The sequence below is a fragment of the Amycolatopsis sp. cg13 genome, from assembly GCF_041346965.1.
Taxonomy (GTDB): Bacteria; Actinomycetota; Actinomycetes; order Mycobacteriales; family Pseudonocardiaceae; genus Amycolatopsis.
Genome location: NZ_CP166848.1, coordinates 4,747,408 through 4,766,201, shown reverse-complemented (window position 1 = coordinate 4,766,201; position 18,794 = coordinate 4,747,408). Strand labels below are relative to the sequence as shown.

Genomic DNA, 18,794 nt, shown 5'->3' with positions numbered 1-18,794 from the left:
GCTGGTGCGCTCAACGCTAGACGAGACGTTGCGTCTTGGCTAGACTTCTGCACGTGGGCGACGTCACTGAGCCCGGCGAGCGCCGGCATCACGGGAACCGGTACGGCCGCAGCGAGAACGCGCGCCGAGCGGTCTTGCACGCGGTCGACGATCTGCTGGTGGAGGTCGGTTTCGCCCGGCTCACGATGGAGGGCATCGCGGCCAAGGCCGGGGTCGGGAAGCAGACCGTCTACCGCTGGTGGCCGTCCAAAGTGGACATTCTGCTCGAAGCCCTCGGCGACGACCTCGTCGAGGAACTCTCCCCGCCCGACACCGGTGATCTCCGCAAGGACCTCTGCGCGCACCTCGCCGCGATCGCGTCCTTCCTGACTGCCGCCGACGCCGGTGCGGTGTTCCGCACGCTGCTCGGCCAGGCGCAGCACGACCCGGATCTGGCGCGACGGCTGCGCGAGGACCACATCCGCGGCCAGCACGCGCGCGACCGGCTTCCGCTCGAACGCGCTGTCGCCCGCGGCGAACTGCCGTCGGACACCGACCTGGACACGGCGGTCGAACAGCTCGTCGGGCCGATCCATTACCGGGTGCTGGTCACGGGTGCACCAGTGCCGCCGGAGTTCACAGATGGCCTGGTTGAGCGATACCTCCGGGAGCATCGCCCCGAGTAGGCTCCTGGAGACATGGGAACGGTCTGGTGGCTGATCGGTCTGGCTGTGGCCGCCGCGGTCGTGGCCGGGATTATCTGGATTTTCCGGGACCGCGCGGGCGGGCTCGATCAACGATTACGGGCGGCCGAACAGGCCTCGCGCTGGCGATTTCTGCAGCAGCGCTGGGAATCGGAACCGATGGCGCGGCTCGCGACCGTCCAGCAGGTGCACGCGCTCACCCAGAACGGCGGCTGCCAGGTCCGGATCGTCTGGACCGACAGCTACCACGCCGAGGACGTCGAGATCGAGCACGACCAGGCCGACGCGGGCGACTACCTGTTGCTGCGCGGAGTCGGCCCGCTCGGTTCGATCACCCGGGAGGAGCTGTTGGCGCACGCGGGTGCGGACGCTCCGGATTGGGCTCAGCGCGGACGTTGACGCACCAGCCGCGTAGGCGGTCGTGAGTGGCGGTGCCGGTGAGAACCGGCGCCAACACTCACGAGGACTTCAGCGAGGCAACGACGAGGCGCGCCAGGCCCCGTCACCAGCGGCCAGAGGCGCGTGCAGCGCGGCCGACCGGTCGCCCCACCATGACGTACGACGCCGTGCCGGAGCGGGCGGCGATGCCGAAGCAGCAGCGGCCACCACTGCGGTGAGCGCGGCGAGTTCGGCGTCGTCCGGGTTGCCGCGGACTACGCGGAGCAGGGGAGTGTCCGTCATCGCGGCCTCACAGGGGAATGTTGCCGTGCTTCTTGGGCGGCATCGATTCGCGCTTGGTGCGCAGCAGGCTCAGCGCCTTGGCGACGTGGCCGCGGGTGTGCGCCGGCACGATCACCGAGTCGACGTAACCGCGTTCGGCCGCCGCGTACGGGTTGAGCAGCGTGTCCTCGTACTCCTGGATCAGGTCCGCGCGCAGTGCGTCGACGTCCTTACCCTCCGCCGCCGCGTTGGCCAGCGTTTTGCGGTGCACGATGTTCGCCGCGCCCTGCGCGCCCATCACCGCGACCTGCGCAGTGGGCCAGGCCAGGTTGATGTCCGCGCCGAGATGCTTGGAACCCATCACGTCGTACGCGCCGCCGTAGGCCTTGCGCGTGATCACCGTGATCAGCGGGACGGTCGCCTCCGCGTACGCGTAGATCAGCTTCGCGCCGCGGCGGATGATGCCGTTCCACTCCTGGTCGGTGCCGGGAAGGAAACCGGGAACGTCCACGAAGGTCAGCACCGGGATGTTGAACGCGTCGCAGGTCCGCACGAACCGGGCGGCCTTCTCGGACGCGTCGATGTCGAGGCAGCCGGCGAACTGCGTCGGCTGGTTCGCGACGACGCCGACGCTTTGGCCGTCGACCCGGCCGAACCCGACCAGGATGTTGGGCGCGAACAGCTCGTGCACCTCGAGGAACTCGCCGTCGTCGAGCACGCGGGTGACGACCTCGTGCATGTCGTACGGCGTGTTCGGCGAGTCCGGGATGAGCGTGTCCAGCTCGCGGTCGGTGTCGGTGACGTTCTCGAAGAACCCGGCCGGCGGCACGTCCGCGTCGAACTCCGGCGGCTCGGACAGGTTGTTCTGCGGCAGGTAGGAGAGCAGTTCCTTGACGTAGGCGATGGCGTCCTCGTCGTCGGAACCGAGGTAGTGCGCGACGCCCGACTTGGTGTTGTGCGTGCGCCCGCCGCCGAGTTCCTCGAAGGTGACGTCCTCGCCGGTCACCGTCTTGACGACGTCCGGCCCGGTGATGAACATCTGCGACGTCTCGTCCACCATCACGACGAAGTCGGTGAGCGCGGGGGAGTAGACGTGCCCGCCCGCGTTCGCGCCCATGATCAGCGAGATCTGCGGGATGACGCCGGAGGCCATGGTGTTGCGGCGGAAGATCTCGCCGTACAGGCCGAGCGACACGACGCCTTCCTGGATCCGCGCGCCGCCGCCCTCGTTGATGCCGATGATCGGACGGCCGGTCTTGATCGCCAGGTCCATCACCTTGACGATCTTCTCGCCGTAGACCTCGCCGAGCGCGCCGCCGAAGACGGTGACGTCCTGGCTGAACACGCACACCGGACGGCCGTCGACGGTGCCGTACCCGGTGACGACGCCGTCGCCGTACGGGCGGTTCTTCTCCAGCCCGAAGTTCGTGGAGCGGTGCCGCGCCAGCTCGTCCAGCTCGACGAACGAGCCCTCGTCGAGCAGCAGATCGATCCGCTCGCGGGCGGTTTTCTTGCCCTTGGCGTGCTGTTTCTCGATCGCGCGCGCCGAACCGGCGTGCACGGCCTCGTCGTAGCGGCGGTAGAGATCCGCGAGCTTGCCGGCCGTCGTGTGGATGTCCGGTTCTCCCTCGGGCGGCGTCCCGAGCGGCTGCGTCGCACTGCTCATGTGGCGGAGCTTAGCTACTGCGCGGTTGCCGCGCGTGTGGCGTAGGACTCCCTCGTCGCCGTTTCGCACACCAGCACGCGGCCGTCGAGCGTGCCGACGACGAGCCGGTCCGGGGCTCGCGCGCTCAGCGAGAGCGGGACGACGGGGTGGCCGTTGACCCGCAGGTGCTGCCGTGCGAGTTCGCGACCGTCGGCCGCGTCGAGGGAGACGAGCTCGCCGGAGTTGAACGCGACGTAGACGGTGTACCCGATGGTGTCTATCGCGGTGACCTGGTGGTCGGCGGTGAAGACCCACTGGGCTTTTCCGTCGGGATAGGAGCGGCGGACGACGCAGGAGTTGCCCGGCAGGATTCCGGCGCCGTTGTAGACCGCGGTGGCGTGGACGATCGAGCCGTCGACGAACACGCCAGGGCCGCCGAAGAGGTGCCGGTTCTGGGCCGCGTCCCATTCGAGAGGAAACAAGCGCTCGGTTCGCCGTCGTGCGGGATCGAAGGCGACGACCCATTTGTCCTCGTGCGCTCGCGGGCCCATGCCTTGCAGGAACAGCAGCGTGGGCGCGCGGCGGATGTCGAAGAAATGGTTGATCAGGTCGTATCCGCCGAGGTCGACGCGGCTTTCCGAGGACAGCAGTTCGGTCGGCCCGGAAGGGGGACGGATGGCGAGCTGCCCGGTTTCGTCGGCGACGACCACGGCGGGATGGTCGAAAGCCCGGACCGGTTCGACGTGTCCGTCGGCCAGCCGGACACGTTCGACAGTCGAGGCCGATCCGGTCCAGCCAGTCCAGGTGTTGAGGACGGCGGTGTTCTCGGCGGGGTCGACGCAGAGCTGGCAGCCAATGCCCGAAGTGGGCACGGACCATTCGCGTTCGCCGTTGGCCGACCAGCACTCCACGGCGACCTGATCAAGACTGGCGAGAATCCGTCCGTCGCTCAACGCCGCGACCGCCCACACCTGCCGTCGGCGTTTTTCCTGGGGCAACGGCGCGGCAGTTGGTGCCGCAGCGACGCCGTTGACCTGCAGTGAACGGGCTTGCACCGCTCGCCAGTCCGGCACGGCGATGGTGACGTCCATCGTGGTGGTGCCGAGCTCTTCCTCGTCGTCCTCGGTGGGGACCGAAATTTTCGCGTCGAGGGTGTGCCGGTCGCGCCAGCGAAGTCCGGTGACCTCACGGCGGTCCTTCAGCAAAGAGGTCGCGTGGCCGGATTCGAGGTCAAGAACGGTCAGTTCACCCTCGTAGAAATAGCCGCCGTCGTACGACCCGGAGCCGATGGCGAGGATCGGCAGCTCCGGATGAAACGCCAACGCGTTGACCGGCCAATGCAGGCGCACCAGGTGAACGCATTCGAGCGTGTCGGCGCGGTAGAGGCCGACGCGGTTCCAAGAGGTCGGGCCGGACGAACTCTCCACGCTGTGCCCGGCCCACAGCGGACGTCCCAGCGCACCCCCGACGGCCACATAGCCCGTGCGGGAATCGGTTTCGGTCAGCCGCACCTCGCCGACTTCGGCGAACCGGCCGTCGCCGAGAAGCTGCTGGACGGTCAGCACTTCGGAGTCGGTCACCAACGAAGCCTATGACCGGCGTCAGTTGAATTTTCGGCTTCGGCCTGGCCCTGACCGGCGTTGTCCGGCCTAGGGTGGGCAGCGTGCTGCTCGCCGACGCCTCGGTCCGCTCGCTCGGGCCCGCCGATCTGTCCGCCTGCCTCGACCTCGGAACCGATCGCGGATGGCCGCGCGAAGAACGGAAATGGGCGATGCTGCTGGACGTCGGCCGCGGATTCGGCATCGACGCGCCGGACGGCGGCCTCGCCGCGGCGGCGGTGCTCACCCGGACCGGGCCGACCGCGAGCGTGTCGATGGTCGTCGTCGCGGAGCGGTTCGCGCGGCAGGGGCTCGGCCGTCGCGTGACGGCGCAGGCGCTCGACGCGGCCGGTGACGCCGTGGTTTCCTTGCACACCACGGAAAAAGCGCGTCCGCTGTACGAATCGATGGGCTTCGAGTTCGACGGCGGTTGCAACGACCATCGCGGCCGGTTCACCGACGACGACGGCCCAGCGGCGCGGCCGATCGGTCCGGCGGACGTGGCGCGAGTGTACGAATTGGACAGTGCGGCACAAGGCTTCGCACGGCGAGAGTTGTTGAACCGCATGCTGTTTGAGGCCGACCACGTCTACGTGACTGACGACGGTTACGCGCTCGGCACCGCGCAAGCCGGGGTGCTGGTGATCGGTCCGGTGGTGGCCGCGGACGAGGACCAGGCCCGCGCGCTGATTCGAGGCATCGCCCGTACCGCGTCGGGCGATCTCCGGTTGGCGGTGGACCACCGGTTCCCGGAGCTGTCGGCGTGGTGCGAGGCGCGCGGGCTGGCGGTCCACGGTCCGGCACCGCGGCTGGTGCTCCACGGAAAGGCGTTGCCGGGACCGGCGGAGGTGCGGTTTTCGCCGTACAACACCGCTCTCGGCTAGCTGTACCGCTTCCTGATCTCGGCCCGACGCTCCGCCGACCACGGCTCCAGCTCCACCTTGAACGTCCCGGCGAACAACGCGTTCAGCTGCTCATGCCGCGCCGTCAGCAAGTCCGGCAGCTGATCAGCTAGCTCCGCCGGAACGGTCTGGGTCAGCTCCACCCGCACGCCGTCCAGCGGGTCCGCGGTCACTTCCCACCGCACGCGCCCGGCCGGTTTCCCGTCGTGCAGCCAGGTGTAGGCCAGCACCTCCGGCGACCGCGACTCCAGCACCTCCGCCCCGTCTTCCGGCTGGGGCAACCGATTCCAGACGTCCTCGGCAGGCGGCCAGACCAGGTCGCGGCGGAAGCGGATCGTCCCGCCGTCCAGGACTTCGCCGTCCTCCAGACCGAATTCCTCGATGTAGTGCACCATCCGCGCGTGCCAGTCGGTCGGCATCTCCGGCTCCCGGCCGTCCAGCGTGGCTTCGAGGGAATCCAGGCAGGCGACCCAACCGGTGACGTGCCGTCCCGCGCCGAGCAGCGCGATGTCCGGTTCGCCGCGGTTGAAAACGTGCGTGAAGGCGAGCTTGCTGCCCGCGCCGTCGGGCGACACCTCGATCCGGATCAGGTCCGAGTTCCAGGTGAACTCGAAGACTTCCGGCGGCCGGTAACCGAGAATCTCGCCATCGCTGACGTCTCCGGTTTCGGTGAAGGTGAACGTGATCTTCCCGCCCGGCACCGGGGTCTCCGGCAGTGAGACGGCCGCCGGGAACCAATGCGCCAGCTCTTCCGGCGACGTGACCGCGCGCCACACCTTCTCCGGCGGATGCGCCAGGGTCCGTTCGAGTTTCACGCTCGGTCGTCCGCCAGGAGTGGTTCGCAGGATCGCCATGCCCGTATATAACCACGGAGGTATATACGGGTCAAGCCGTCAGGTGTACCGCGTACCCCGTCTGACCTGGGGCGACCTCGGGCAGCAGGACGAGCCGCCGGTCGTAGTCGCCGCCGTCCTGCGTGCGATAGGGCAGCGGATCGGTCGTTTCCACGGAGTGCAAACGTTTGCGCAGCCGCTCGGCGACGCAGTCGAACTTCTCCGGCGTCATCCGGTTCGTGCCGGTCACCTTGAGCGGCGGCAGGACCGTCATGCCGGTGTAGAAGAGCGTGGCGTGCTGGACGTTGAACAGCAGATCGTCCAGCGAACCGTGCGCGCCGCGCGGGCCGAGGCTGTCCTCGTGCGCCCCGGCGGTGACGATGACCATCGCGCGTTTCCCGGCCAGCACGCCGTTGCCGTAGCGCAGAGTGTGACCGGTTTCGTCGCGGTAGTCGTAGCCGTATCCCTGCACGAAAACGCGGTCGAACCAGCCCTTCAGGATGGCCGGCGTGTCCGCCCACCAGAGCGGGAACTGGACGACGACGGTGTCCGCCCAGTCGAGTTTCTCGTGTTCGATCCGGACGTCCTCGGGCACGGTCGCGATCTCGTCGACGATCGGGTTCCAGCGCATCGCGTAGAGATCGGATTCGCGCACGTCATGGCCGAGATCGCGCAGCGTCGTGACACCCTCGTCGCGGAGTGCGCCGTTGAGCGAGGCGGGGTCGGGGTGGGCGTAGATCCACAAGACGTTCATGAGGCCAGGGTGCAACCGGCGAAACGGCCAAAACAGTGGCCCGATGGCCACCTTGTGCAAGAATCGGGCCATGGCTGTTTTTCGTCATCCGGAGCGGCACAAGGTCGCGGTGCTGGTGCGGCACGGCATGCTCGTGATGGAGCTCGGCATCGTCCACCGGCTGTTCGGCCAGGCCAAATCCGCGGACGGCGAGCGGTTGTACGAGGTCGTCACCTGCACGCCGGAGCCCGGCGACATCCGCACCGATTCGGACTTCACCATCCCGGTCGCGCAGGGTCCCGAGGCGGTCGCCGAGGCCGACACGGTGATCGTGCCCGCGTCGTCGCTCGAGTACGAGCCCACCGGACGGCAGCTGACCCCGCAGCTCAAGCACGCGATGAGCCTGGTGTGCCCGGACAGCCGGATCGCCTCGATCTGCACCGGCGCGTACGTGCTCGCCGCGATGGGCCTGCTCGACGGCCGCCGCGCGACCACGCACTGGCGTTCGGCGTGCGAGTTCCAGCTCGAATACCCGCGCGTGCAGCTCGACCCGGACGTGCTCTACACCGAGGACGGCAACGTCTTCACCTCGGCGGGCGTCGCGTCCGGCATCGACCTCTGCCTGCACATGATCCGCCGCGACTTCGGCGCGACGGTCGCCAACGAGGTCGCCCGCGGCACGGTCGTTTCGCCGCATCGCGAGGGCGGTCAGGCACAGTTCATCCGCCGTCCGGTACCGGAGCCGCGGTCGTCGTCCACCTCGGCCGCGCGGGCATGGGCGCTGGAGCATCTCGACCAGCCGATCACGCTGCGCGACCTGGCGGTGCGCGAGTCGATGAGCACGCGGACGTTCACCCGGCGGTTCCGGGACGAGGTCGGGATGTCGGCGCTGCAGTGGCTGACCCAGCAGCGAGTGGAGCGCGCGCGGCAGTTGCTGGAGGAATCGGAGCTGCCGGTGGACCGGGTCGCCGCGGCGTGCGGATTCGGGACGGCGGCGTCGCTGCGCCAGCACCTGCAAGCCGCGCTCGGGGTTTCGCCGAGCGCCTACCGGACGACGTTCCGCCGGCCGGCCTGAATGCGGCGGTCCGTGGCAGCGCTGTTCGCGGGCTGCCACGGACCGACCCCCAGCGGGACTCATCCTGTCGAGCGGGCTGGGGTGTTCGGTACCCCGGTGACCAGGTCTTACAGAATCTGACACCCGTCAGGAGACGACGGTCACCAGTACATACACCGGGCGGCGGGTCGAGAAGAACTCCGCGCCCTTCGCGTCGACCATCTTCCAGCCGATCCAGCAGCGCCCCGGCGCGGGCGAGGCGGTCAGCGGAACGCTCACCATCACGTGGTCCCCGGGCGGGGTGTCGCCGATCAGCACCCGGTCCGGGGTGCGGCACGAGCCAGGGGCCGGCGGCAGATCCATCCGCTGCAGATACCGCTGATGCCAGGCGACCGAGCCGGTGTTCTTCAGCTCCCACACCTTCTGGACGGTCTCGCCGACGTGGATCACAGTGCCGTCGGGCACGGTCACGTCGCCGACGAACTCGGAGTTGTCGCCGGGGAGGCGCGCGCCGACGTCGACCATGGTGCCGCTGGTCAGCTTCGGCACCACGATCGCGGCGACGGCGGCGAGCAGCACGACGACGAACGCGACCGCGGCCAGCGCGTATTTGCGGCGGCGGGGCTTCTCCGGGGCGACCGGTTCCGAGGTGATCAGCACCGGTTCCGCCGCCGTGTTGACGATCGCGACCTCGGCCGTGGGGATCTCCGGCGGCACGCCCTTCAGCTCTTCCCAGCGTCGCCGCCACTGCTGTTCGTCCGCGTCGCAGGCCCGGACGAACTCGCGCGTGGTGTCCCACGACGGGAACCGGGTGCCGCGAACCGCCTCGTGCAACGTGGTATGCGAGATCTGCCCGGAGCGGTCAGCCATCTTGCGGAACGACGGATTCCCGGCCCGCGCGCGCAGTGCGGCGAGTTCCGCGGAGAGCACCTCGGCGGCAGATTGCCCGTCGCCCATCGCTCTCCCTGGTTGTCAGATCCGCTGGTCGGACCAGTCTGACATTCCAGTTCGGCACAGCCGGGCGCACCCCGGTCGCGGCCCCGGCGAGGCAGCCGCGACCGGCGCGCGTCACTGCCAGGCGTCGGTGATCGGCGTTTCGTTCGCCGCGTTGGCGATGCCGGGGAGACCGTTGGCGGCCTCCATGGTGCGCAGCACGGTGTAGTGGTTGATCGTCTCCGAGTAGTCGCCTTGCTTCACGTGCGCGCCGGTGAAGCTGGTGTAGATCTGGTTCGTCGAGGTGCCTTCGTCCTCGTCGAACGTCACGATCAGCAGGCTGTTGTGCGTCTTGGCCCACTGTGCGTAGCCGTCGAGGTTGTTCTTCAGCCAGGTGTCGCCGGTGCCGACCGAGCAGTCGTGCATGTCGTTGCACATGTTCGGCGTCACGAACGAAACGCTGGGCAGCTGTGAGTAGTCCGACGGGAACTGCGAGTAGCGCAGGTTGCTCGACGCGGGCACGTTCGAGAAGTCGACCCAGCTGTTGTGCTTGCGCCGGTACTCGCCGGACGAGCAGCCGGTGTAGCCGTCGGACGGCATGGACTCCGAGTAACCGGTGAAGGTCTTCCCCGCGCCGGCGAGCTGCGAACCGAGGTTGTCCACCGCGCCGAGGTTTTGCGGGCAGGTGTCGTCGGTGACGCCCTGGGTGTCGCCGGAGAACAGCGCGACGTAGTTCGGCTGGCTCGGGTGGGTAAGCGCGTGAGAGTCGGTGAAGTTCGCTCCCTGCGCGGCGAGCGAGGCGAAGTAAGGCGCGGTGGTCGAGTCGATCGACGTCGACGACTCGTTCTCGAACATCACGAGCACGACGTGGTCGAAGGTGGGCACGGTCGCCGCTGCTGAGGCGGGTTGGGCGGCGGTTGCCGCACCGAGAATTGCCGTCGCGACGGCGGCCACGATCCGCTTGCGGAACACGGGTCCTCCAAGATCGGTCGGGAAATGCGCTCAGGTGGGAGCGGCATAGACCGTGCCACGGAGAAGGTGTCCCGGAGAGCGGTCGGTGGGTGAATTACTGGCGACCACTCGTCCGGGGCACGACTTTCGAAGGGTCAGCGCGCGAGCAGGTCCCGCAGGGATTTCGTAACGCTGGCAGGGGAAGTCTCGGCCATGAAATGTCCACTGTGTACTGTTTCGTGCACAAGGTCCGGTGCCCACGCGCGCCAGAGCGCGGCCGCGTCGAAGCCAAGCGCGTCGCCCCAGCCCTGCTGCAGCACCGTCGTCGGCATCTTCAATTGGCGGCCCGTGTCCCGGTCGATGCGGTCGTGTTCGAGGTCGACGCCCGCGGAGGCGCGGTAGTCCGCGACGATCGACGGGACGGCGTTCCGGCTCGCTTCGAGGTATCGGGCGCGGATGTCGGCCGGAATGGACTCCGGGTCCGCGCCCCACTGGTCGAGGAAGTAGCTGAAGAACGCGTCTGGCGCGCCGCTGATCAGCTGCTCGGGAAGGCCGGGCGGCTGCGCCATCAGGTAGAGGTGGAAGGCGACCGCCGCGCTGACGCCGTGCAGTACGTCCCACATGTCCAGCGTCGGCAGCACGTCGAGGATGGCCAGGTGGGACACGTGGTCCGGGTGGTCGAGGCCGGCGCGGATCGCGACGAGCGCGCCACGGTCGTGTCCGGCCAGTGCGAAGCGCTCGTGCCCGAAGGCGCGAGCGAGGGCGACGACGTCGGTGGCCATCGTGCGCTTCGAGTAGGTCTCGCCGGCGTCGGCGGGCTTGTCGCTGTCGCCGTAGCCGCGCAGGTCCGGGCACAGAACGGTGTGGTCGGCGGCGAGGTCGGCGGCGACGTGCCGCCACATCAGGTGGGTCTGCGGGAAGCCGTGCAGCAGGACGATCGGCGAGCCGGAGCCCGCGACCGCCACGTTGAGGGACACGCCGTCGGCGACGGGCACCCGCTGGTGGTCGAAGTTCATGCGACCCAGCGTGCGCCGGGCCGATCAGCAACCGATCAGCGCCGACTGAGCTGATTACAGTACGAATTGATGACCATCTCGTTCTCGGTGCTGGGCCCGCTGGCGGCCCACGACGCGCGCGGGCCGGTGCCGCTGCCCGGCCCGCGGCATCGCCTGGTGCTCGCGCGGCTGCTCGTCGCCCACGGACAGGTGGTTTCGACGGACGCGCTGGTCGACGCGTTGTGGACCGAGCCGCGAGCGGGCGCGGTCGGCGCGGTGCAGACGTTCGTCGGCGCGCTGCGGCGTTCGCTGGAACCGGACCGTCCGCCGCGGACGCCAGCGAAACTGCTGGTCACCGCCGGGCCTGGGTATGCGCTGCGTGCTGAACCGGAGCAGGTCGACGCGTGGCGATTCGAGGCTTTGCTGCGCGGGACGCCGTCGGTCGCGCAGCTGGACGAGGCGCTCGGCTGGTGGCGGGGCGAGCCGTATGCGGAGTTCGCCGACGAATCGTGGGCGCGTGCCGAACGGGCTCGGCTCGATGAGTTGCGGTTGCTCGCCTTGGAACGACGGGCGGCTGGCTTGCTGGATCTCGGCCGCGCCGCCGAAGCGGTACCGGATCTGGAGTCCCTTGTGGACGCTCATCCGCTGCGCGAGGAAGCGTGGCGGTTGCTGGCGCTCGCGTTGTACCGCGCCGGACGCCAGGGTGATGCGCTTGCCGCGTTGCGCCGGGCGCGGGCCGGGCTGGCGGCGGAACTGGGCGTCGATCCTGGACCGGCGTTGCGGCAAGTGGAGCAGGATATTCTCGCGCAAGCTCCGCAGTTGGCTCCGTCGGTTCCTGGCCGGTTGGCCGGGCGAGACGCGGAGCTGACGCGGCTTGCCGAAGTCGCGGCGGAAGTCGTTGACCGCAAGCGATTCCGGCTCGTACTCGTGTCCGGCGAGGCGGGCGCGGGAAAGACCGCGCTGGTCGAGGAATTCGCCGCACGCCTGGGCTGGACGACGGCGTGGGGAATGAATCCGGACGGTGCCGGGGTGCCGCCCGCCTGGCCGTGGACGCGCATTCTCGCCGCGCTGGGCGAACCGGTCCCGCCGCGGTCTGCGGGTGGCGATCCTGCGGTGGCGCGGTTCGAGTGGCATCAGGCGATGACCGCGCGGATCGCGGAGGTGGCTCGCCGGGGTCCGCTGCTGCTTGTGCTGGACGATTTGCAGTGGGCGGGCGAGGAAACTCTGGCGCTGCTGACGTCAATGACCGCGGCTCCAGTGTTGTTGCTCGCGACGTATCGGACGACCGAGGTCTCCGCGGAACTGACCGCTGCGTTGGGAAGGCTTGCGCGCGCCGACCCAGTTCGGCTTTACCTCGGCGGGCTTTCGGTCGAGGCAGTGGCCGAACTGGTCGGTCCGGAGTCCGCTGCGGTGATTCATCGACGGTCTGGCGGAAATCCGTTCTTCGTCAAGGAACTAGCTCGCGCTTGGGATGCCGAAGGCGACTTGCCGGACGGAGTGCGCGACGTCGTCCGGAACCGAATCGCCGCGCTGCCCGACCATGTGCGCGCGGTGCTCGGAAAAGCCGCGGTAATCGGAGCGGACGTCGACCTCGGCTTGCTCGGCGACGTCCTGGATGGGCTGGAAACCGCTGTACAGGCAGGGTTTCTGACCGAAAGCGGCCCACGGGCTTTCCGCTTCGCGCACGCGCTCGTCCGCGACGCTGTCTACGACGACCTTTCGCTGGCTCGGCGCGCCCAGCTGCACCGTGAAGTCGGCGAGGCCTTGGCGAGCCGCCGACCGTCCGAGATTTCCTTGCTGGCGCACCACTTCCTGCTCGCTGGAGACGATCGCGGCACCGCCTATGCGCAAGCAGCGGCGGAACGCGCCGAACGGGATTTCGCGCCGCACGAAGCACTTCGACTCTGGCAAGCCGCGTTGGCGCAAGGCCCGCGTACCGTCGAATTGCTGATGGGTCTCGCCCGGACGTCCGCGTTCACCGGGTCTTTGGCCGCCGCGCGCCGCTACCGTGCCGAGGCATTGGACCTCGCCGGTGCCGACACCACGTTGACCATCCGGGTTTTGACCGCGTTCGACGTGCCAGGAATCTGGACTGAGAACGACGATCCCGCGCTGGCCCGCCGTATCGCCGACGCCGCCGAACACGTCCACGTCACCGACCCGCTCGTCCGCGCCCGGCTGCTCGCGACCATCGCGTTGGAACTGCGCAACGAAGGCGGTCAACGCGCCCACGACGCAGCCGTCGAAGCGGAGAAACTGGCGCGGTCCGCCGAGGATCCGGCACTGCTGGCGTTGGCGTTGAACGCACGCTGGACGCAGACCTTCACCCGTGCTGGCCTGGCCCCGGAACGCGCCCGGATAGGCGAAGAACTGGTCGAACTCGCTGCCCGGCACCGATTGGTGACGTTCGAAGTGCTCGGTCACCTCGTGCTGATGCAAGCCCGCTCAGCGCTCGCCGACTTCGCCGCCGCTGATAAACACGCGACTGCGGCGGATCGACTGGGGGAGCGGTACGACCTCCCGCTCGTTAGCGTCTTCACCGACTGGTACCGCGCGCTCCGCCTGGCCGTCACCGGCCCGGTCGCCGCTGCCGAGGCCGCCTATCGCAGCGCCGCGGCCAGGTTGTCTGGCAGTGGAATGTCCGGAGTGGACCGTGGCCTGCTGCCGCTGGCCCGGCATTGCCTTTACGTCCAGCACGGCCTGGAGTCCACAGTGGACTTCGCGTTGCCGCCGGATCGCCCGGACCTGTTCCTGGAACTGCGCGCTTGCCTCACCGTCGCGACCGGAGACGCACGCGAGCTGTACGAGCGCCTGATCCCAGCGGAGAACGAACTGGCCGGTGCCGGTTCCGGCATGGTGACGCTAGGGCCGGTCGCCTATTACCTGGGCGAGCTGGCCGTCCGGCTGGGATTGCCGCCCGACGAGCATTATCGCAAGGCCGCCGAAGTGGCCCGCCGAGCCGGTGCCGCGCACTGGGTCAGTCGACTACGTACCATTTGCCGCCGCGATTCTCCATAACCGCGTCGCCGAGGTCGCTGTCGGTGAACTTGACCGACGCCTTCACCGCGCGCGCCGGGATCTCGACCCTCTTGGCGCCGTCCTTGATCTTGGACCGGTCGACCGTGGCGGTCTGCAGGGCCTTCTTCTGGGTCGGGGAGATCAGCTGGAACGCCATCGGCATCGTCTTCTCGCACGGGCCCATGCCCTCGTTCTCCGCCTTCTTGGCGGCCGGTCCGGCGATCTCGCAGACCGTCGTGAGGTCCTCCTTGCCCGCCGCGTGCATGAAGGCTTCGTATCGCTCGACCGCGTCACCACCGGTCGCCTCAGCAGCCGACGACGAGGGCGCGGCAGAGGTCGACGGTGAAGGCTTTGCGGCCGAAGAAGACACGGGCGCGGACGAGGGTGCGGGAGAAGCGGTGCCGCCGCTTTCGCCGGAACAGCTGGCGATCAGAAGGGCAGCGCCCACGGCCAGAAAGGGGAGAATGCGAGCGGACATGGTGCGCCTTTCCCGTCAGGAAGAATGCTCGGGAGCATAAGCGACAGACGGGCGCTGCGTGCGGAAACGGGAATTTTGCCGCTGGTCCTGAGGCTCGACCTCAGTTCGCCGGATGCCCCGCCCCGGCGTAGTCGTCGCCAGGCCGGTGGAACGTGTGGATCTGGATCGCCTGTCCCTCGGTCGGCGCGTTGATCATCAGACCGTTCCCGAGATACAGCCCCACGTGGTGGATGTGCGCCGGGCTGCCGTAGAAGACGAGGTCGCCCAGTTGCGGTTCCTGCCCGCCCGGAACCGGCGGCACCGAGCGGTACTGGCTGTCCGCCGTGCGCGGCAGGGAAACCCCGGCGCTGTCGTAGGAAGCCTTGGTGAGACCCGAGCAGTCGAACCCGGCCGCGCCCGCGTCGGGGCCGTTGCCGCCCCACACGTACGGCAGGCCGAGCTGGCCGAGCGCGAACCGCGCGGCGTGCACCGACGGCGCGTTCGACTTCGCCGGGTCGAGGGAAAGCGTCGCGTACAGCTGGGCGTAGCCGAGCACTCGCTGCCGGAACAGCTCCATGTCGCTGCCGTTCTCGTACCCGGCCAGCGCCTTCCACCAGCCGTTGCCCGCGGACAGGTCGACGCCGCTCGCGCACAGCGCGCGGCCCGCGGCGACGGAGGCCGAAGACGGGTCGGACAGCGCCGGGTTCGCGATGCCGGGAATCTGCGCGCCGTACTTCTTCCACTGCGGCGTCGAAAGCCCCATCGCGGCGCCGTCGCCGCGGCCGTGGTTGTTTCCGGCGACGCCGAGGCCCGCCAGGGTGACCCACGACAGGTGACAGTCCGGGCGCTCCTTGCGCATGGTCAGCTCGCCGTTCGCGTAGCCGAGCAACGCGGGGGCCGGGATGTCCAACGGTCCGGCGAGCGAATCCGCCCACTTCTGCAGCGGAGCCGGACCGCCGCCTCCGCCAGCCGCTCCCTGCGCCGGTTCCTGCGCTTGCACCGGGGCGCTCGCCTGCAGCACCGACGGACCGCTGACGGTCTGCGTCGGCACCGGCGCGGTGAGCGCGGCCTGCGCCGGAACGGGCGCGGGCTGATCGCGTCCGGCGACCAGCCAGCCCGCGGTGGCGAGTCCGGCGACCAGCGGCAACGCCACGAGCCCTCGATACAGCGCGCCGCGAGCCCAGGTGGGCTTCTGCGGCGCGTCGGCGGTGGGGGTCTCCGGCGTCACGGCGTCCAATCTAGAAGAGCGCACCTCTGGGTAACGAGCGAACGGCTTGCACGTTAGGGGGACTCTCATATTGTGGGCACATGGCTGAACTCGACGCGGCGCGGCTGCGGGACGGACTCGGCGGCCGCTACGCCCGCCTCGACGTCGTGGAGACGACCGGTTCCACCAACGCTGACCTGCGGAAAGCCCTCACCGAAGGTGCCGAGGACCGGACCGTTTTGCTGGCCGAACACCAGACGGCCGGCGTGGGACGGCGGGCTCGTTCGTGGAGTTCGCCGAAGGGGGCCGGGCTGTACCTGAGCATCGCGCTGCGCCCGGCGGGCGTGCCGTTCTCCGCGCTCGGCTCACTGTCCGTGGTCGCCGGTCTCGCAGTGCACGCGCTCGCCACCGATCTGGGCGTCGACGTCGCCCTCAAATGGCCTAACGACGTGCTCGCCGGGCCGGACCGGGCCAAGTGCGCGGGCATACTCGCCGAGGCCGTCGGCACCGACGACGCGGCCGTGGTGCTGGGCATCGGGCTCAACGTCCTGCCGCTCGGCGACGACGTCCCGGCCGGTCCGGGCGGCCTGCCCGCGACCTCGCTCGCCGAGCAGGGCGCGACGACCACCGACCGCACCGAGATCGCGCTCGGCCTGCTGACCAGGTTCGACGACCTCGAACGCCGCTGGCGGACCGCGGGCGGAGACCTCACCGAGGCCGGACTGCTCGGCGACTACCGCGCCCGGTGCGCCACGCTCGGCCAGGACGTCCAGGTCCAGTTGCCGGACGGGTCGACGCTCACCGGACGCGCCGCGGACCTCGACGCGTCCGGCCAGTTGCAGGTCGACGTCGCCGACGGGCGGCGGCTGACCGTTTTCGCCGGTGATGTGGTGCACGTCCGCCCCGTTTGACCGGAACGGGCGCGCCCGCGCGGGGCCAGCGCCGGTACGGTGGATCCACCACATCGGCACACATTCGCAGGGGAGCGCCCGCCGTGGCCTATCCGGACGATTTGCTCAGCCAGAACGAGCGCGTGGTGGTGCACAGCCACCCGCACTTCAAGATGCTGATCTTCCCGTTCCTGGCGTTCGTGATCACCGTCGGCGCGGCGGTGTGGCTGCTCATTGTCGCCAAGGACTTCGCCGGGCCGTGGAACAACGTCACGATGATCGCGGTCGCCGCGGTGGCGCTGATCCTCGTGGTGTGGCTGTTCCTCGCGCCGCTGGTCCGCTGGCGCACGACGCACTTCATCGTGACGACCGACCGGCTGATCGCGCGCGAGGGCGTGCTCAAGCGCACCGGCATCGACATCCCGCTGTCGCGGATCAACAGCGTGCAGTTCGAGCACGGCCTGATGGACCGGATCTTCGGCTGCGGGACGCTCATCATCGAGTCGGCCTCGGACGAGCCGCTGCGCTTCGATGACATTCCCCACGTCGAGCACGTGCATACGGTCATTTACCGCGAAGTCAACGACAATCCCTACGACGACTACCACGGCGCGCCCGGTCCGCAGGACACCGAACCTCTGCCCCCGCGCGGCCGGGAACCGCGCGGAAGGAGACGCTGACGTGGGTGCTCGAGAGGTCGGCCTGCCGGAACGGGTCCCCGCGGGCGGATTGCCGCCGCGGGTCGAGATCTGGGAGGTCGGGGCGCGCGACGGGCTGCAGAACGAGGGCTCGGTCGTGCCGGTCGAGGTCAAGCTCGAATTCCTGGACCGGCTCGCCGGCGCCGGGCTGACCACTCTCGAGGCGACCAGCTTCGTGCACCCGAAGTGGGTGCCGCAGCTCGCCGACGCCGAACAGCTGCTCGCCGGGCTCGACCGCCGCGACGGCGTCCGCTACCCGGTGCTGGTGCCGAACGACCGCGGCCTCAACCGCGCGCTCGACGCGGGCGTCGACCACATCGCGATCTTCGCCAGCGCCACCGAGACCTTCGCCCAGCGCAACCTGAATTCGACGTTCGACGACCAGTTCGCCATGTTCGAACCGGTGGTCACACGGGCCCGCAAGGAGGGCCTCGAGGTCCGCGGCTACCTCTCGATGTGCTTCGGCGACCCGTGGGAAGGCGTGGTCGCGACGGAGCAGGTCGTGCGCGCGGGCAAGCGGCTGCTCGACTTCGGCTGCTCGCAGCTCTCGCTCGGCGACACCATCGGCGTCGCCACCACGAACCAGGTCACCCGGCTGATCGAGGCGTTCGGGGACACCTCGGCGCTTGCCGTGCACTTCCACGACACTTACGGCCAGGCGCTGGCCAACACCGAGGCCGCGCTGCGCGCCGGAGTGTCCACTGTGGACTCCTCGGCCGGCGGCCTCGGCGGCTGCCCGTACGCCGAGTCGGCGACCGGCAACCTGGCGACCGAGGATCTGGTCTGGCTGCTGGAAGGGCTGGGCGTGGAGCACGGCGTCGACCTCGGCAAGCTGGTGGAGACCAGCGTGTGGATGGCCGGGCAGCTGGGCCGTCCGTCGCCGTCGCGGGTTGTGAACGCGCTTGCCGGATAGCACTCCCGAGTTCGTCCCGCTCGGGGCGGAGACGTGGCCGTTGTTCGAACGGCTCTTCGGCCCGGGCGGGGTGCAGGGCGGCTGCTGGTGCTCGTTCTTCCGGCTCAGCGGTCCGGACTACAAGGCCGCCGGTCGCGAGGGCCGCAAGGAACATGTCCGTAGCGAGGCTCAGGACGGGAAACCGTTGGGGCTGCTCGGAATCATCGACGGCGAACCGCTGGGCTGGGTGGCCGTGTCGCCGCGGAAGGACAATCCGCGGCTGGCGCGGTCGCGCGTGATGGCGTCGGACGAACCGGGCGCGGTCTGGTCGGTGACCTGCTTTTACATCCACCGGCGCGGCCGTCGGCGCGGGCTGGCGACGGCGTTGCTGCGGGCCGCCGTCGACTACGCCGCCGAACAAGGGGCGGAAAGCGTCGAGGGATATCCGGTGTCGGACGTGAAGCGGTCCGCCGCCGACCTCTACCACGGCACGACCGGCATGTTCACCGACGCGGGATTCGAGTTGGTCGAGGAGCGCGGCCCGGCCCGCGCGTTGGTGCGGCGGCGCATCCCCGTCGCCCGATAAGGTGGGTTTCCCGCTCGCCCGGAACCTTCCGGTGCGAGCGAGCGTCCGACCCGGTGCCG

19 protein-coding genes are annotated in these 18,794 nt (G+C 69.5%); 9 read left to right on the top strand and 10 right to left on the bottom strand.

Going from position 1 to position 18,794, the window contains the following annotated elements; all coding sequences use genetic code 11:
* The first annotated feature begins 53 nt into the window (after positions 1–53).
* Together AB5I40_RS21840 and AB5I40_RS21835 are read left to right on the top strand one after the other, a co-directional pair.
* A complete protein-coding gene (locus AB5I40_RS21840) occupies positions 54–665 on the top strand; it encodes a TetR/AcrR family transcriptional regulator (RefSeq protein ID WP_370940363.1) in 612 nt (203 codons plus the stop codon).
* A 12-nt stretch (positions 666–677) separates the two neighbouring features.
* Positions 678–1,082 carry a hypothetical protein gene (locus tag AB5I40_RS21835; RefSeq protein ID WP_370940362.1) on the top strand — a complete coding sequence of 135 codons (405 nt, stop codon included), beginning with the start codon at positions 678–680 and terminating at the stop codon, positions 1,080–1,082.
* A gap of 69 nt (positions 1,083–1,151) precedes the next feature.
* Here the strand turns inward: AB5I40_RS21835 and AB5I40_RS21830 are convergent, their stop codons facing one another.
* Genes AB5I40_RS21830 through AB5I40_RS21820 form a run of 3 tightly spaced genes read right to left on the bottom strand, consistent with a single transcriptional unit; the run spans position 1,152 to position 4,568 of the window.
* On the bottom strand, positions 1,152–1,364 hold the full coding sequence (locus tag AB5I40_RS21830) for an acyl-CoA carboxylase epsilon subunit (protein ID WP_370940361.1): 213 nt from the start codon (positions 1,362–1,364) through the stop codon (positions 1,152–1,154).
* 7 nt (positions 1,365–1,371) lie between these two features.
* Positions 1,372–3,009 (bottom strand): acyl-CoA carboxylase subunit beta, encoded by a 1,638-nt coding sequence (locus AB5I40_RS21825; protein WP_370940360.1) that lies wholly within the window; start codon positions 3,007–3,009, stop codon positions 1,372–1,374.
* A gap of 14 nt (positions 3,010–3,023) precedes the next feature.
* A complete protein-coding gene (locus AB5I40_RS21820; protein WP_370940359.1) occupies positions 3,024–4,568 on the bottom strand; it encodes a hypothetical protein in 1,545 nt (514 codons plus the stop codon).
* An 83-nt stretch (positions 4,569–4,651) separates the two neighbouring features.
* On the opposite strand from AB5I40_RS21820, the gene AB5I40_RS21815 reads away from it, so the two are divergent.
* Positions 4,652–5,470, top strand: a complete 819-nt coding sequence (locus AB5I40_RS21815) for a GNAT family N-acetyltransferase (RefSeq protein ID WP_370940358.1) — start codon at positions 4,652–4,654, stop codon at positions 5,468–5,470.
* On the opposite strand, the gene AB5I40_RS21810 is transcribed toward AB5I40_RS21815, so the two are convergent.
* Together AB5I40_RS21810 and AB5I40_RS21805 are read right to left on the bottom strand one after the other, a co-directional pair.
* Complete coding sequence (locus tag AB5I40_RS21810; RefSeq protein ID WP_370940357.1) at positions 5,467–6,342, bottom strand: SRPBCC domain-containing protein; 876 nt, start codon at positions 6,340–6,342, stop codon at positions 5,467–5,469. The genes AB5I40_RS21815 and AB5I40_RS21810 overlap by 4 nt on opposite strands.
* 31 nt (positions 6,343–6,373) lie before the next feature.
* Positions 6,374–7,075 carry an NAD(P)H-dependent oxidoreductase gene (locus AB5I40_RS21805; RefSeq protein WP_370940356.1) on the bottom strand — a complete coding sequence of 234 codons (702 nt, stop codon included), beginning with the start codon at positions 7,073–7,075 and terminating at the stop codon, positions 6,374–6,376.
* A 70-nt stretch (positions 7,076–7,145) separates the two neighbouring features.
* Between AB5I40_RS21805 and AB5I40_RS21800 the strand changes: the two genes are divergently transcribed.
* Entirely contained in the window at positions 7,146–8,129 is a 984-nt protein-coding gene (locus AB5I40_RS21800) for a GlxA family transcriptional regulator (RefSeq protein WP_370940355.1), read from the top strand.
* Between the two features lie 126 nt (positions 8,130–8,255).
* Here AB5I40_RS21800 and AB5I40_RS21795 read toward each other — a convergent pair whose 3' ends face one another.
* The 3 genes from AB5I40_RS21795 to AB5I40_RS21785 all read right to left on the bottom strand — a co-directional run bounded on the left by AB5I40_RS21795 (position 8,256) and on the right by AB5I40_RS21785 (position 11,008).
* Positions 8,256–9,065 (bottom strand): NBR1-Ig-like domain-containing protein, encoded by an 810-nt coding sequence (locus AB5I40_RS21795; protein ID WP_370940354.1) that lies wholly within the window; start codon positions 9,063–9,065, stop codon positions 8,256–8,258.
* A 111-nt stretch (positions 9,066–9,176) separates the two neighbouring features.
* Entirely contained in the window at positions 9,177–10,013 is an 837-nt protein-coding gene (locus tag AB5I40_RS21790; RefSeq protein ID WP_370940353.1) for an alkaline phosphatase family protein, read from the bottom strand.
* Positions 10,014–10,147: 134 nt separating this feature from the next.
* On the bottom strand, positions 10,148–11,008 hold the full coding sequence (locus AB5I40_RS21785) for an alpha/beta fold hydrolase (protein WP_370940352.1): 861 nt from the start codon (positions 11,006–11,008) through the stop codon (positions 10,148–10,150).
* A 69-nt stretch (positions 11,009–11,077) separates the two neighbouring features.
* On the opposite strand from AB5I40_RS21785, the gene AB5I40_RS21780 reads away from it, so the two are divergent.
* A complete protein-coding gene (locus AB5I40_RS21780; protein ID WP_370940351.1) occupies positions 11,078–14,005 on the top strand; it encodes a BTAD domain-containing putative transcriptional regulator in 2,928 nt (975 codons plus the stop codon).
* Here the strand turns inward: AB5I40_RS21780 and AB5I40_RS21775 are convergent.
* Both AB5I40_RS21775 and AB5I40_RS21770 read right to left on the bottom strand, forming a co-directional pair.
* Complete coding sequence (locus tag AB5I40_RS21775; RefSeq protein WP_370940350.1) at positions 13,965–14,270, bottom strand: hypothetical protein; 306 nt, start codon at positions 14,268–14,270, stop codon at positions 13,965–13,967. The two genes, AB5I40_RS21780 and AB5I40_RS21775, sit on opposite strands and share 41 nt — an antisense overlap.
* A gap of 313 nt (positions 14,271–14,583) precedes the next feature.
* On the bottom strand, positions 14,584–15,690 hold the full coding sequence (locus tag AB5I40_RS21770; RefSeq protein WP_370940349.1) for a C40 family peptidase: 1,107 nt from the start codon (positions 15,688–15,690) through the stop codon (positions 14,584–14,586).
* A gap of 80 nt (positions 15,691–15,770) precedes the next feature.
* Here AB5I40_RS21770 and AB5I40_RS21765 point away from each other — a divergent pair, with 80 nt between their 5' ends.
* From AB5I40_RS21765 to AB5I40_RS21750, 4 genes are all read left to right on the top strand, one after another.
* Entirely contained in the window at positions 15,771–16,580 is an 810-nt protein-coding gene (locus AB5I40_RS21765) for a biotin--[acetyl-CoA-carboxylase] ligase (protein ID WP_370940348.1), read from the top strand.
* Positions 16,581–16,663: 83 nt separating this feature from the next.
* Positions 16,664–17,239, top strand: coding sequence for a PH domain-containing protein (locus AB5I40_RS21760; RefSeq protein WP_370940347.1), 576 nt, complete (start codon positions 16,664–16,666; stop codon positions 17,237–17,239).
* A gap of 1 nt (position 17,240) precedes the next feature.
* Positions 17,241–18,170 (top strand): hydroxymethylglutaryl-CoA lyase, encoded by a 930-nt coding sequence (locus AB5I40_RS21755; protein WP_370940346.1) that lies wholly within the window; start codon positions 17,241–17,243, stop codon positions 18,168–18,170.
* Positions 18,160–18,735: a GNAT family N-acetyltransferase gene (locus tag AB5I40_RS21750; RefSeq protein WP_370940345.1), complete on the top strand. Its 576-nt coding sequence runs from the start codon at positions 18,160–18,162 to the stop codon at positions 18,733–18,735. The genes AB5I40_RS21755 and AB5I40_RS21750 overlap by 11 nt, the downstream gene beginning before the upstream one ends.
* Positions 18,736–18,794 lie beyond the last annotated feature (59 nt).